General features: G+C 58.5%; 11 protein-coding genes and 5 tRNA genes. 10 read left to right on the top strand and 6 right to left on the bottom strand.

The annotated features are described in order from the left end of the window. Positions 1-25 precede the first annotated feature (25 nt). The gene (recG, locus tag ACNSPV_RS02660; protein WP_348584718.1) at positions 26-2,086 is read right to left on the bottom strand and encodes an ATP-dependent DNA helicase RecG; all 2,061 of its coding nucleotides are present in this window, start codon (positions 2,084-2,086) and stop codon (positions 26-28) included. 122 nt (positions 2,087-2,208) lie between these two features. Between recG and ACNSPV_RS02655 the strand changes: the two genes are divergently transcribed. Further along, positions 2,209-2,691 (top strand): GNAT family N-acetyltransferase, encoded by a 483-nt coding sequence (locus tag ACNSPV_RS02655; protein WP_339395319.1) that lies wholly within the window; start codon positions 2,209-2,211, stop codon positions 2,689-2,691. 415 nt (positions 2,692-3,106) lie between these two features. Here the strand turns inward: ACNSPV_RS02655 and ACNSPV_RS02650 are convergent. The 5 genes from ACNSPV_RS02650 to ACNSPV_RS02630 form a co-directional block, all read right to left on the bottom strand. Then, positions 3,107-3,181: transfer RNA gene (locus tag ACNSPV_RS02650), tRNA-Cys, on the bottom strand. 28 nt (positions 3,182-3,209) lie between these two features. Next, positions 3,210-3,285: transfer RNA gene (locus ACNSPV_RS02645), tRNA-Gly, on the bottom strand. A gap of 86 nt (positions 3,286-3,371) precedes the next feature. Further along, positions 3,372-3,448, bottom strand: a tRNA-Asp gene (locus ACNSPV_RS02640). A gap of 29 nt (positions 3,449-3,477) precedes the next feature. After that, positions 3,478-3,553: transfer RNA gene (locus ACNSPV_RS02635), tRNA-Gly, on the bottom strand. Between the two features lie 31 nt (positions 3,554-3,584). Then, a tRNA-Phe gene (locus ACNSPV_RS02630) sits at positions 3,585-3,660 on the bottom strand. Positions 3,661-3,809: 149 nt separating this feature from the next. Here ACNSPV_RS02630 and ACNSPV_RS02625 point away from each other — a divergent pair. The 9 genes from ACNSPV_RS02625 (at position 3,810) to nusA (ending at position 14,560) form a co-directional block, all read left to right on the top strand. Next, a complete protein-coding gene (locus ACNSPV_RS02625) occupies positions 3,810-3,962 on the top strand; it encodes a hypothetical protein (RefSeq protein ID WP_348584719.1) in 153 nt (50 codons plus the stop codon). A gap of 26 nt (positions 3,963-3,988) precedes the next feature. Beyond that, positions 3,989-5,980, top strand: coding sequence for a DNA gyrase/topoisomerase IV subunit B (locus tag ACNSPV_RS02620; RefSeq protein WP_339395318.1), 1,992 nt, complete (start codon positions 3,989-3,991; stop codon positions 5,978-5,980). Between the two features lie 292 nt (positions 5,981-6,272). After that, positions 6,273-8,522, top strand: a complete 2,250-nt coding sequence (locus tag ACNSPV_RS02615; RefSeq protein WP_348584720.1) for a DNA gyrase subunit A — start codon at positions 6,273-6,275, stop codon at positions 8,520-8,522. A 73-nt stretch (positions 8,523-8,595) separates the two neighbouring features. Then, positions 8,596-8,826: a hypothetical protein gene (locus ACNSPV_RS02610; RefSeq protein WP_348584721.1), complete on the top strand. Its 231-nt coding sequence runs from the start codon at positions 8,596-8,598 to the stop codon at positions 8,824-8,826. A 29-nt stretch (positions 8,827-8,855) separates the two neighbouring features. Next, positions 8,856-9,341, top strand: coding sequence for a 23S rRNA (pseudouridine(1915)-N(3))-methyltransferase RlmH (gene rlmH, locus ACNSPV_RS02605; protein WP_339395316.1), 486 nt, complete (start codon positions 8,856-8,858; stop codon positions 9,339-9,341). Positions 9,342-9,523: 182 nt separating this feature from the next. Beyond that, positions 9,524-10,945, top strand: coding sequence for a glycine--tRNA ligase (locus tag ACNSPV_RS02600; RefSeq protein ID WP_097773884.1), 1,422 nt, complete (start codon positions 9,524-9,526; stop codon positions 10,943-10,945). A 503-nt stretch (positions 10,946-11,448) separates the two neighbouring features. Beyond that, entirely contained in the window at positions 11,449-12,690 is a 1,242-nt protein-coding gene (locus tag ACNSPV_RS02595; protein WP_348584722.1) for an aminopeptidase, read from the top strand. A gap of 137 nt (positions 12,691-12,827) precedes the next feature. Then, entirely contained in the window at positions 12,828-13,313 is a 486-nt protein-coding gene (rimP, locus tag ACNSPV_RS02590) for a ribosome maturation factor RimP (protein WP_348584723.1), read from the top strand. A 140-nt stretch (positions 13,314-13,453) separates the two neighbouring features. Further along, positions 13,454-14,560 carry a transcription termination factor NusA gene (nusA, locus tag ACNSPV_RS02585; RefSeq protein ID WP_249238183.1) on the top strand — a complete coding sequence of 369 codons (1,107 nt, stop codon included), beginning with the start codon at positions 13,454-13,456 and terminating at the stop codon, positions 14,558-14,560. Positions 14,561-14,580: the final 20 nt, after the last annotated feature.

Here is a 14,580-nt window from a genome sequence, read left to right as displayed (position 1 = left end):
CTGTTTGTGCGCAAAAAACTCCGGATCAGTTCATGGCTCCGGCTTTCTCGAACATCTGCTGCACCTGCTGTTCCAGCAGTGCGTGCTCCGGCGCTTCCAGCAGAGGGTCTTCTGCCAGCATGGCGGCGGCCTCGCTCTGGGCGGCGTGAAGGGTGCGGGTGTCGTTCATCAGGTCGGCGATCTGCAGGGTGGGCAGGCCGTGCTGGCGGCTGCCGAAAAAGTCGCCGGGGCCGCGGGTCTCCAGATCGTACTGCGCCACCGCAAAGCCGTCCGTGGTGCTGCACAAAAATTTCAGCCGTTTTTGTACGTTTTCGCTTTGGTTGTCGCTGACAAGGAAGCACCAGCTTTCCGCAGCACCGCGTCCCACGCGGCCGCGCAGCTGGTGCAGAGCGCTCAGGCCGTAGCGCTCTGCGTTTTCGATCACCATTACGCTGGCATTGGGCACATCCACGCCCACCTCAATGACGGTGGTGGACACCAGTGCGTCCAGACGCCCGGCCTTGAAGTCCTCCATGACGGCGGCCTTCTCCTTGGGCTTCAGCTTGCCGTGCATCAGGCCTACCCGGCGGTCCGGCAGCAGGGCCTTGGCAATGTCCTCGTAGTAGCTCTTGACGGCGTTCAGCCCGCCGTCCGGCACATCCTCAATGGCCGGGCACACCAGATACACCTGCCGCCCTCTGCCGATCTCCTGATCAAGAAAATGATAGAGGTCACGCCGCTTTTTGCCGGTGATGCATCGGGTCTTGACCGGTGTGCGGCCCGGCGGCAGTTCGTCCAGAATGGAGATGTCCAGGTCGCCATAGATGAGCAGGCCCAGCGTGCGGGGGATGGGAGTGGCGCTCATCACCAGCAGATGCGGGTTCGCGGCTTTTTCGGCCAGCATCCCGCGCTGCCGCACCCCAAAGCGGTGCTGCTCGTCGATGACAGCAAGACCCAGCCGGGCAAATTCTACGCCCTCGCTGAGGATGGCGTGGGTGCCCACCACAAGGTCGGCTTCGTCGTTGCGGATGGCGGCAAGCGTGGTGCGTCGTGCAGCGGCCTTCATGCCGCCGGTCAGCAGGGCCACCCGCATCCCGAAGGGGGCAAGCATCCGGTTCAGGCCCTCGGCGTGCTGGGCGGCCAGAATTTCGGTGGGGGCCAGCAGCGCAGCCTGATACCCCGCCCGGATGCACGCCCAGATGGCGGCAGCCGCCACCAGCGTTTTGCCGCTGCCCACATCGCCCTGCAAAAGGCGGTTCATGGAGGTCTGGCCCGCCATGTCGGCCAGAATCTCGCTCACGGCCCGGCGCTGGGCACCGGTGGGGGAGAAGGGCAGACTGGCCCAGAACGGGGACGGGTCGGCAAGCTGCATGGGGGCACCGGTGGCAGCAGCACCCCGGTTTTTCATCCGGCCAATGCCCAGCTGCAGCACCAGCAGCTCTTCGTAAATGAGCCGCCGCCGGGCGGCATAGGCCTGCTCTTCCGTGGCAGGGCAGTGGATGGCCCGCACGGCATCTGCCTTGGAGAGCAGACGGTATTTTGCCAGCATTTCCGGCGGCAGCGGGTCGGGCAGCAGCTCTGCGTGGGGCAGAAGCTGACGCACACATTTGGCAATGGCATTGCTGGTCAGGCCCTCAGTCTGGGGGTAGACGGCTTCAAAAGGAGAAGCCTTGATCTGCTCGGCTGTGCGCACCTGCGGGTTGACCATCTGGCGGCGCAGCATCCCGCCGGTAACGATGCCCTGAAAATAGTATTCCTGCCCCAGCTGCAGCTTCTGGGCGGCATAGGGGTTATTGAACCATGTGATCTCCAGACTGGACACATCGTCCCCGGCGGTGAGGCGCTCCATCCGCCGCCCGCCCGGCAGGATGCGCCCGCCGGGCTTTGCGAACACCTCGGCCTTTACCACGCATTCCACATCGGCGGGGGCCTCTGCGATGGAGTAGGGCTTCGTGAAGTCGATATATCTGCGGGGGTAGTGGCACAGCAGGTCGGCCAGCGTCACGATGCCCAGCTTCTCAAATCGCTCGGCGGTCTTGGGGCCGACGCCCTTCAGGTAGCGCACCGGCGTATCCGGGGTGAGGGTGGTATGGTTTTCGGTGGGCATGGCGTCAGCTCCTTTCTATAGCAGTATAGCCATTGTAGCACGGACAGGGAACAGATGCAAACACTTTGCCTTTGCGCGGCGGCTGTGGTACACTGAATAGAAAAAAGAAAAGGGGAAATACCATGGAGATCCGCAACGCGACTATGGATGACCTGCCTGCCATTGCCGCCGTGGAGGCGGCCTGTTTTCCGGCAGCGGAGGCTGCCACGGCAGAGGAATTTGCCGGGCGGCTGGCACACTATGCAAACCACTTCTGGCTGCTGTTTGAGGATGGGCAGCTGGCGGCCTTTGTGGACGGCTTTTGCACCGACACGCCCGACCTGACCGATGCGATGTACGCAGATGCCGCCCTGCATGATGAAAACGGCGCATGGCAGATGATCTTTGGGGTGAACACCCTCCCGCGCTGCCGCTGCCAAGGCTACGCCGGGCTGCTGCTGCAGCGGGCCATTGCAGATGCCCGCGCACAGGGGCGCAGGGGGCTGGTGCTGACCTGCAAGGAAAAGCTTTTGCACTATTACGCCAAGTTCGGCTTTGTGAACGAGGGCGTTTCCGGCTCTACCCACGGCGGGGTGGTGTGGTATCAGATGCGGCTGCGGTTCTGAGAGAACGGTTTGGAATGCGCGCCGCGTGCGCTCTGCGCATAAATAGCGGAATTAGTTTTTTTATTCGGGATTCAGAAAAGCCTGCGGGCTTTTCTGAATCCCCTTTTCACGGGAGGGGTCGTGGAGGAAAACGGCATTTGCAATTCAGACCGCACTTTTAATCATTGCAGCCCTTCTGTGAAAATAGCGTTTGGAGCGCTCCGCAGAGCGCGACAAACGCGAAATAAAAATAATCATTCCGCTGAATATGTGCAGAGCGCAGCGGAGCACATTTTAAATCGTCCCACTCCCCGGCAAGGGCTACTGTTCAAAAATCCCTATGATACACAGGTGGGTTGAACAGTCACAGGCCTTGCCCCCGGCAGGAACAGCGCAAAACAAAAAATCCCGGAAGCCGAAGCTTCCGGGAATCTTTTGGAGGTGACGACCAGATTTGAACTGGTGGATGAGGGTTTTGCAGACCCTTGCCTTACCACTTGGCCACGTCACCATATAGGGAGTGATGAATACCACTCCATTGGAGCGGCCGACGAGGCTCGAACTCGCTACCTCCACCTTGGCAAGGTGGCGCTCTACCAGATGAGCTACGGCCGCATATTCGGTGCATTTTACCTTGCACCCATCATTTCTGATGCCCTGAAAACAAGTTTCAAAGTAGGTGAAAGCTTGCGCTTTCTTGGTGGCGACCCGGATCGGGCTCGAACCGACGACCCCCAGCGTGACAGGCTGGTGCTCTAACCAACTGAGCTACCGGGCCATATTGGAGCAACTTTTGCTGCTCCGTTATGGAGCGGCCGACGAGGCTCGAACTCGCTACCTCCACCTTGGCAAGGTGGCGCTCTACCAGATGAGCTACGGCCGCATATTCGGAAACCCTGCTGGGTTTCCTTGACTGGTGCCTCCGATCGGAATCGAACCAATGACACGGGGATTTTCAGTCCCCTGCTCTACCGACTGAGCTACAGAGGCGCACCGGACGATGATTATTATACCTGAAATTTCGATTTTGTAAAGGGGTAAATTCAAATTTTTTCAAGAAAATTAAAACTTTCTTAATTTTGGTCGCTTTATCGCACAAAATAAGAACGACTTTTTTGAACAGAAAGGAGAGCAAAAGGATGCGCAAAGAACATTTGACAAGATTAACAACCTATGGTTTAATAATAGAAAAAGAACACAGGCGCTTTTGCTCTTTACTCTTGCGTATACTTATATATAAGCAAAAAGAGCAAAGGCGTTTTGATTTGAAGCAAGACGGCTCCGGTTTTTAAAAGAGAGCGGGGCCGGGAGGAGCAGCATGGCAAAAAAACAGGAATATGGCAACGAGAGCATCACTTCTCTGAAAGGTGCCGACCGTGTGCGCAAGCGCCCGGCCGTCATCTTTGGTTCGGACGGCGTGGAGGGCTGTGCCCACTCCATCTTTGAGATCGTCTCCAACTCCATCGATGAAGCCCGGGACGGCCACGGCGACACCATCAACGTCACCCGCTGCAAGGACGGCAGCGTCATCGTGGAGGACTTTGGCCGCGGCATGCCTGTGGACTGGAACAACGGCGAGGGCCGCTACAACTGGGAGCTGCTGTTCTGTGAGATGTATGCAGGCGGCAAGTACGGCGAAGGCGAGGATAACTATGAGTTCAGCCTTGGCCTGAACGGTCTGGGTCTGTGCGCTACCCAGTATGCTTCTGCGTGGATGACGGCGGATATCTACCGTGACGGCTGCCACTATCACCTTGATTTTAAAAAGGGCGAGAACGTGGGCGGCCTGCACAAAGAGGAATACAAGGGCCGCCGCACCGGCAGCATCATCCACTGGAAGCCGGACGATGAGGTGTTCACCGACATTGATGTGCCCGGCAGCTATTATAAGGATGTGCTGCGCCGTCAGGCCGTGGTCAATGCAGGGCTTACCCTCAACTTTACCGATGAAAAGGAAAAAGACCCTGCCACCGGCAAGCCCTGGAAGGAGAGCTGGTGCTATGAGCACGGCATTGCGGACTATGTGGCCGAAACCGCCGGGGAGGACACCCTGACCCCGGTGTTCAGCTGCGAGAGCGAGGCGGTGGGCCGGGACCGCGAAGACCAGCCGGACTATAAGGTGCGCATGAGCGCCGCCTTCTGCTTTTCCAATAAGGTGCAGCTGCTGGAATACTACCACAACTCTTCGTGGCTGGAGCACGGCGGCAGCCCGGAGCATGCGGTGCGCACCGCCTTTGTCTACCAGATCAACAAGTACCTGAAGGAAAAGAATCTGTACAAAAAGGGCGAGAGCGCCATCAGTTTTCAGGACGTGCAGGACTGTCTGGTGTATGTGTCCTCCAGCTTTTCCACCCGCACCAGCTACGAGAACCAGACCAAAAAGGCCATCACCAACAAATTCGTCTCGCAGGCCATGACCGACTTCCTCAAGCACTATCTGGAAGTGTATTTTCTGGAAAAACCGGAGGAGGCCCAGAAGATCTGCCAGCAGGTGCTGGTGAACAAACAAAGCCGCGAACATGCGGAAAAAACGCGCCAGAGCATCAAAAAAACACTGTCCACCCAGATCGACCTTGCCAACCGGGTGCAGAAGTTCGTGGACTGCCGCACCAAGGACGCCTCCCGCCGGGAGCTGTACATCGTGGAGGGCGATTCCGCTATGGGCGCGGTCAAGTCCAGCCGGGACAGCGAGTATCAGGCCATCATGCCCATCCGCGGCAAGATCCTGAACTGCCTGAAGGCGGACTATGCCCGCATCTTCAAGTCGGACGTCATCGTGGACCTCATCAAGGTGATGGGCTGCGGCGTGGAGCTGGGCGGCAAGCACAACAAGGAGCTGGCGACCTTTAACCTCGACAACCTGCGGTTCAATAAAATCGTCATTTGTACCGATGCCGATGTGGACGGCTACCAGATCCGCACGCTGGTGCTCACCATGCTCTACCGCCTGACGCCGACCCTGATCGAGAAGGGCTATGTGTATATCGCCGAGTCGCCTTTGTACGAGATCACCACGAAGGAGCGCACCTATTTTGCCTATACCGAACCGGAAAAGGCCGCTTTTCTGGAAGAGATCGGAGAGAAAAAATATACCATCCAGCGCTCCAAAGGTCTGGGCGAGAACGACCCTGAGATGATGTGGCTGACCACCATGAACCCGGAGAGCCGCCGCCTTATTAAAGTGATGCCTACCGATGTGGTGCAGACCGCGCAGGTGTTCGACATCCTGCTGGGTGATAACCTTGCAGGCCGCAAGGAACACATTGCACAGCACGGCGCAGAGTATCTGGACGATCTGGATGTGAGCTGATGATTTTAAATTGCCTCCGCTTGCGCTCTGGCAATGACAGAGGTAACGTTATTTTAATTTGGTGATTTGTCGCAGCCTGCGGGCTGCTCCAAATCACGTTTTCACGAAGAAGGCCCCAACGGGTCACGGCATTTTAAGGGAAAAATGCAGAAAACCGGAACGGCTCCATCGGTGAAAGAGCGGCTCAGGATGGCCCGCAGGCCATCCTGAGCTGCAAAAATAAAAAATATTTTCCGCTGAATATGGGCAGAGCGAGAGCGGCGCCCATTTAAAATCGTCAAGAGGTTAGAAGATGCCTAGAAAATCGACCAAGAAAGCTATAAAGCCGGTGCGCCCGCAGCTGGGCGACGGCGTTGAAATTCTGAACGCGGGCAGCGTGCTGGAGGACCCCATCACCCGCACGCTGGAAACCAACTATATGCCCTACGCCATGAGCGTCATCGTCAGCCGCGCACTGCCGGAGATCGATGGCTTCAAGCCGGCGCACCGCAAGCTGCTGTACACCATGTACGAGATGGGCCTGCTCAAGGGCGCACGCACCAAGTCTGCCAACATCGTGGGCAGCACCATGCACCTGAACCCCCACGGCGATGCCGCCATCTACGACACCATGGTGCGCATGGGCCGCGGCAACGAGAGCCTGCTGGTGCCCTTTGTGGACAGCAAGGGCAACTTCGGCAAGGCCTACAGCCGCGATATGTCCTGCGCTGCTGCCCGTTACACCGAGGCAAAGCTGGAAGGCGTGTGCGAGGAGCTGTTCCGGGATATCGACAAGGAGACCGTGGACTTTGTGCCCAACTACGACAGCACCACCACCGAGCCTACCCTGCTGCCGGTCACATTCCCCACCATTCTGGCCAACAACACGCTGGGCATCGCGGTGGGCATGGCCTGCAACATCTGCTCCTTCAATCTGGCAGAGCTGTGCGCCACCACCGTGGCCCTGATGAAGGATGAAAAGCACGACATCTCCACCACTATGCCCGCCCCGGACTTTGTGGGCGGCGGCCAGATCCTGTACGATGAAGCGCAGATGCGTGAAATTTACGAGAACGGCCGCGGCAGCGTGAAGGTACGCGCCCGCTACAACGTGGTGCCCGGCGAAAACATGATCGAGGTGACCCAGATCCCGCCCACCACCACGGTGGAGGCCATCATGGATAAGATCGCAGAGCTGGTCAAGACCGGCAAGGTCAGGGAGATCAGCGACATGCGTGACGAGACCGACCTGAACGGCCTGAAGCTGACGCTGGACCTCAAGCGCGGCGTGGACGCCGACAAGCTGATGGCGAAGCTGTTCAAGGCCACCCCGCTGGAGGACAGTTTCAGCGCAAACTTTAACATTCTGGTGTCCGGTCAGCCCCGGGTCATGGGCGTGCGGGAAATTTTGAAGGAGTGGACGGCCTTCCGCGTGGAATGCGTGCGCCGCCGCACCTATTATGACCTGCACGGCAAGGAAAAGCGCCTGCACCTGCTGCAGGGTCTTGCCGCCATCCTGCTGGATATCGACAAGGCCATCCACATCATCCGGACCACCGAGGAGGAGACCGAGGTGGTGCCCAACCTGATGATCGGCTTTGGCATCGACGAGGTGCAGGCGGACTATGTGGCGGAGATCAAGCTGCGCCATTTGAACCGGGAATACATCCTCAAGCGCACCGGCGAGATCGAACAGCTGGAAAAGGACATCGCCGATTTGAACGATGTGCTGGCAAAGCCCGCCCGCATTCGCCGCATCATCATCAATGAACTGAACGATGTAGCGAAAAAATACGGCCAGCCCCGCCGCAGCGAGATTTTGTACGACCTGCCGGAGGAGGACGGCTCTGCCGAGGAGGAGGCTGTGCCGGATTATCCCGTGACCGTGTTCTTTACCCGGGAGGGCTACTTTAAAAAGATCCCGCCCCAGAGCCTGCGCACCGCCGGTGCCCACAAGCTGAAAGAGGGAGACGAGATCATCCAGCAGGTAGAGACCCGCAACAACGTGGAGGCGCTGTTCTTTACCGACAAGCAGCAGGTGTACAAGGTGCGTCTGGCTGAGCTGGAGGACGGCAAGGTGGCCCAGATGGGCATTTTCATCCCGGGCCGTCTGGGCATGGATGAGGGCGAAAATGTGCTGAGCATGGTCATCACCGGCGATTACAGCGGCTTTATGCTGTTCTTCTTTGCCAGCGGCAAGTGCGCCAAGATCCCCCTCAGCTCCTACGCCACCAAGCAAAACCGCCGCAAGCTTCTGAAAGCCTACTGCGACAAGGAGCCGCTGGCAACGATGCTGTTCCTGCCGGAGGAGACCGAGCTTGCCATCCGCACCAGCGCCAGCCGGATGCTGCTGGTGGGCACGGCACAGATCGCCGCAAAGGCCACTCGCGACAGTCAGGGCGTGGCGGTGGTCACCCTGAAAAAGAACCAGACCATCGCTTCGGTGGTGCCGGCGGACACGTTGGAGCTGGCGAACCCCCACCGCTACCGGGTGCGCAGCCTGCCCGCCACCGGTGCGCTGATTCGCGCCGAGGACGAGGGCGAGCAGATGAGCCTGCTGTAAAACGTTTTTTATTGCGAAATGGCTCCGCTTCGCTCTGCCATTCTCAGCGGAAGTTGATTTTAAGGATTGCAAATTGGAAAAATCTGCGGATTTTTCCAATTTGCCTTTTCACAAGAAAGGCCGCAACGGCAAACGGCATCTTGCTGCTGTCGGCTTGCAGCCGTCGTGCAGCGGAAAAATGCATTTTCCGGCAGCGACCCCACCCGTGAAAATGTGTTTGGAGCGGCCCGCAGGCCGCGACAAACACGAAAATAAAAATGGAAATTCCGCCATTATTGTCAGAGCGAAGCGGAGACAATTTTAAATCATTTCGATATAAAAGAGGAAACTGCAATGCAAAACATCGACCTGATCTGTGTGGGCAAGCTGAATGCCAGATATTTCGCCGAGGGCGTGGCCGAGTACCAGAAGCGTCTTGCCGCCTTCGCGTCCTTCCGCATCATTGAACTGCCGGAAGAGAAGATCGAAGAGAAAAACGCTTCCGATGCCGTGGTAAAAAAGGCACTGGACAAGGAGGGCAAAGCCATCCTGTCCAACGTGCGCAAGGGTGCTGCCATCGTGGCCATGTGCATTGAAGGCAGGCAGATCTCCTCCGACGAGCTGGCGCAGTTCCTTGCGGACCGCGCGAACAGCGGGGCAGGGGACGTGGCATTCGTCATTGGTTCGTCCCACGGCCTGTCCGATGAGGTGAAAAAGGCGGCTGCACTCAAGTTCAGCATGGGACGCATCACCATGCCCCACCAGCTGGCCCGCCTTGTGCTCACGGAGCAGATCTACCGTGCCTGCACCATCAATGCAGGAATGAAATACCATAAATAAGTGCAAAAACCGGTCTGTTCCCCAAAGCAGGCCGGTTTTCGGCTTTACAAGCGGCGCAAAACATGGTACAGTAAAGGTACTGTGCTTTCCCTTTGAAAAGCACGCCCGGCAGTGGGGAAAGCTGCCGGAACGATACAACAACGACACGGCAAACCAGCCGCGGACGGAAAGGATGTACTACAATGGAACAGAGCGAAAAGACCCTTGATATGATCGTCAATCTCTGCAAGAACCGTGGTTATGTGTTCCCCGGTTCCGAGATCTACGGCGGTTTGGCCAACAGCTGGGACTACGGCCCGCTGGGCGTCGAGTTCAAGAACAATGTCAAAAAGGCATGGCTGAAGAAATTCGTGCAGGAGAGCCCCTATAATGTGGGTCTGGATGCGGCCATCATCATGAACCCCCAGACCTGGGTGACCACCGGCCATGTGTCCAGCTTCTCGGACCCCCTGCTGGACTGCCGCGCCTGCAAGGCACGCCACCGCGCCGACAAGCTGATCGGTGAGGAGCACCCCGAGGTGAATGTGGATGCCATGAGCTTTGACGAGATGGATGCCTTCATCGCAGAGCATGAGGACATCGTCTGCCCCGTCTGCGGCAAGCATGACTTCACCCCCATCCGCAAGTTCAACCTGATGTTCAAGACCGCCATCGGCGTCACTGAGGACAGCTCTTCCACCTGCTATCTGCGTCCCGAGACCGCACAGGGCATCTTTGTCAACTTTGCCAACATCCAGCGCACCACCCGCCGCAAGCTGCCTTTCGGCGTGTGTCAGGTGGGCAAGGCCTTCCGTAACGAGATCACCCCGGGCAACTTCACCTTCCGCACCCGCGAGTTTGAGCAGATGGAGTGCGAGTTCTTCTGCAAGCCCGGCACCGATCTGGAATGGTTCGCTTACTGGAAGGACTACTGCGAGAACTGGCTGCTGAGCCTTGGCATCAAGAAGGAGCACCTGCGCCTGCGTGACCACGAGCCTGCAGAGCTGGCCTTCTACAGCCGCGCTACCACCGATATCGAGTACGCCTTCCCGTTCACCGACTGGGGTGAGCTGTGGGGCATTGCAGACCGTACCAACTACGACCTGACCCGCCATCAGGAGGCTTCCGGCAAGAGCCTGGAGTACTTCGACAGCGAGACCAACGAGCACTACATCCCCTACGTCATCGAGCCCTCTCTGGGCTGCGACCGTGTGGCGCTGGCCTTCCTGTGCGAGGCTTACGACGAGGAGCACCTGACCGACAGCAAGGGCAAGGAGGATATCCGCACCGTGCTGCATCTGCATCCGGCTCTGGCTCCCTACAAGTGCGCCGTGCTGCCCCTGAGCAAGAAGCTGGGCGAGAAGGCCATGGAGATCCGCAACGAGCTGAGCAAGTACTTCATGGTGGATTACGACGATACCGGTTCCATCGGCAAGCGTTACCGCCGTGAGGACGAGATCGGCACCCCGTACTGCATCACCGTGGACTTTGATACCGTGGGCGACGAGGCCAAGGGTATTGCTGCTGACAACTGCGTCACCGTCCGTGACCGCGACACTATGGAGCAGGTGCGTATGCCCATCTCCGAGCTGAAAGCTTATATCGAGAGCAAGATCGAGTTCTGAGAAAAATTCGCTTTCAGGCGATAAAAAACAGCCCCGCCGTTGCAATTTCGGCGGGGCTGTGCTATAATACAAATAAAGAAAGTGCTGTCTGGCAAACGGTCAGTACCTTTCCGGTTGGTTAATCAAAAGATGACCGCACGAGTTGGTAGCTGGGCGGTCATTTTTTGTTATTGAAGATCTTCCACGCGATATCGAAAATGCCAAAGCTCACGGTTGCAAGCAATGTGAGCAGAGCCAGAGTTTCTAAAAGCGTCATGAAGCATCACCCCCTTCGCTGCAAAGCGTCGGGGTACGACAAAAATGTTCGCCTTCCCGACGCAGGGCCGAAAAGGCATAGACCGCCTGCCGTATGTAGACAGCACTCTCAAAAGACAGTATAACAGACGTTTCCTGCTTTTTCAACAGCAGGAGGTGTCTGTTTTCTTTTTACTGGACAGAACGGCTTGTACCGGGTATACTGAAAAACAGAAAAACATGATTTTTACACCGCAGGAGGTTCTACCGTGGAAAACTTTGACGAACTGCTGAAAAAATATGCCGATTTCATCGTCCGGGTGGGGGTGAACCCGCAGCCCGGGCAGACCCTCATCATCAACTGCCCGCTGGAGGGCGCGCCGCTGGCGCGGCTGTGCGTGCGCAGCGCCTACGAAGCTGGTGCCCGGGATGTGCAGGTGAACTGGAGCGATGACGCTGTGTCCCGTGTCCGCATGGAGCTGGGCAGCGAGGAAGCGCTGACCGACCACAAGCCATGGCAGCTGCGCCGCTATCTCGACTATGCCGAAAGCGAGGGCGGCGTGTGTGTGCTGCACCTCATTGCGGACGACCCGGAGCTGTATGCCGGATTGGATGGCAACAAGATCAGCCGGGTAAATGCCGCCCGCCGCGCCTTTATGGAAGAGTGGCAGGAATACACCATGAACGACCGGGTGCAGTGGTCCATTGCGGCCCTGCCCAGCGTGCCGTGGGCAAAGAAGATCTTCCCGGAGCTGGACGCAGACGCCGCCATGGAAGCTTTGTGGAAGCTGATCTTTGACGTCTGCCGGGTCACCGGCGGCGACCCGGTGGGCGAGTGGCAGGCCCATATGGAGCGGCTCTCTACCCTGCGCGACAAAATGAATGCGCTGGATCTGGAAAGCGTGCATTTTAAAAGCAGCAACGGCACCGACCTGACCGTGGGTCTTGCGGATCAGGCTGTGTGGGAAAGCGCCGCCAGCAAGAGTGAAAAGGGTGTGGTGTTCCTGCCCAACATCCCAACGGAAGAGGTGTTCACTGCGCCCCATAAAGATAAGGTGGAGGGTGTCGTCTATGGCACCAAGCCCTATGTGTTCAACGGCCAGCTTATCAAGAACTTCCGCGTCACCTTTGAGAAGGGCCGGGTGGTGGACTACCACGCCGAGCAGGGACAGCTGCTGCTGGGCCGTCTGCTGGACGGGGATGAAGGCTCCCGCAGCATCGGCGAGGTGGCACTGGTGCCTGCAAGCAGCCCCATCAACCGCAGCGGAAAGCTGTTCTACAGCACTCTGTTTGACGAGAACGCCGCCTGTCATATCGCCTTTGGTGCCAGCTATCCCGGCACCACGAAGGGCGGCACGGCGCTTTCCAAAGAGGAGCTATTGGCCCGCGGCATGAACCAGTCGCATCTGCATGAGGATGTGATGATCGGTGCCGAGGACAGCCATATCACCGGCAAATGCCGCGATGGCCGCACCGTGGAGCTGTTCCGGGACGGCGTCTGGGTGCTGTAAAAGACTCTGCGGCGAAAAAAATCTGCGAAAATGCTTGCATAATCGCGGGATGTATGGTATATTCTAGTAGTACGATATAGTTTAACCTGAAACGTGGGCCGCAAGGTCCGCGTTTCTTGTTTGTATGGAGGTTTTTTATGGCGAAGCAGTCTGGCGGCAACACCGCCCAGAGAGTCGAAGCGCTTGTCCGCCCCACCGTGGAGGGCATGGGCCTGCGCCTGTGGGACGTGGTTTTTGAAAAGGAAGGTCCGGACTGGTATCTCCGCGTGCTCATCGATAAGGACGGCACCATGGACACGGACACCTGCGCGGATGTCTCCCATGCGCTGGACCCCATTCTGGATGAGGCAGACCCCATCGACCAGAGCTATTATCTGGAAGTTGGCAGCCCCGGCCTTGGCCGCAGGCTCACCCGCCCGGAGCACTACGAGGCCCTCAAGGGCCAGAAAGTCCGGGTAAAGCTCATTCGCCCGAACGCCGACGGCGTGCGCGAGTTTGCCGGTATCCTGACAGGCCGCGAGGGCAGCACCGTCACGGTGGACACTGATGCAGGCGCTGTCACCTTTGAGGTGAACGCCGCAGCCAGCGTGAACCTGTGCGATGATGAGAACCTGTTTGACTGATATTTGAAGACCCTCTCAGCCCGCCTTCGGCGACCGGGCACAGCCGTGCCGGAAGGGGAACAGGGCGGTATGGTGCAAGCCGTGACGGAGAGGGTCATACCAGAGAAAAGAGAACAAAAATTACAGGAGGAACCCGAAAAATGGCAGCAGCGAACAATGAATTTTTTGAAGCTCTCTCCATGCTGGAGCATGAGCGCGGCATCACCGCAGAGTACCTGATCGAGAAGATCAAGGCGGCGATCATCATTGCCGTCAAGAAGAACTATGAGGTGGAGGAAGACCATGTGAAGGTGGATATCGACCCCGCCGCAGGCCGCTTTGATGTGGCCCTGATCCAGGACGTTGTGGCTGATGAGGACTGGTACGACGAGCATTCTGAGATCGGCATCACCGAGGCACAGAAGATCCGCAAGACCTACGAGGTGGGCGACCGCATCATCACCCCGCTCAAGACCAAGGACTTTGGCCGCATTGCTGCACAGACTGCAAAGCATGTCATCCGTCAGGGTATCCGCGAGGCCGAGCGCAGCCAGCAGCTCAGCGAGATCCAGTCCCGCGCACACGACATCGTGCAGGCCACCGTCACCCGCGTTGACCCCGAGAAGGGCATCGTTGCTCTGGATCTGGGCAAGGGCGGCGAGGCCGTCCTGCCCCGCAACGAGCAGGTGCCCGGCGAGGTCTATACCGAGGGCGAGACCCTGCAGGTCTACGTTGTGGACGTGGTCAGCACCGAGCGCGGCCCCCGCGTCATGATCAGCCGCACCCACCCCGGCCTTGTCAAGCGCCTGTTCGAGCTGGAAGTGCCCGAGATCTTTGACGGCACTGTGGAGGTCAAGGCCATCAGCCGCGAGGCCGGTGCCCGCACCAAGATGGCTGTGTGGAGCAAGGACCCCAATGTCAACCCTGTTTCTGCCTGTATCGGTGAGCATGGTGCCCGCGTGGCTGCCGTGGTGGAGAAGCTGGGCGGCGAAAAGATCGATATCGTGAAGTGGAGCGAGGATATCTCCGAGTTCATCTCCGCAGCCCTGAGCCCTGCCAAGGTGGTCAAGGTGGAGCTGCTGCCCGGCGAGACCCGTTCCTGCCGCGTCACCGTGCCCGACCAGCAGCTGAGCCTTGCCATCGGCAACAAGGGCCAGAACGCCCGCCTGTGCGCACGTCTGACCGGCTACAACATCGATATCCGCCCCGAGAGCGGCTACTACGGTGAGGAAGAGCCCAAGAAGGAAGCCGAGACCGACGCCGAGTAATTCCGGCGCAGATGGCCAAA

The organism is Faecalibacterium sp. 3 (assembly GCF_048323735.1).
In the GTDB taxonomy this organism is placed as follows: domain Bacteria; phylum Bacillota; class Clostridia; order Oscillospirales; family Ruminococcaceae; genus Faecalibacterium; species Faecalibacterium wellingii.
Note: the sequence above shows the minus strand (reverse complement) of the source record. Positions and strands in the feature narration are given on the sequence as shown.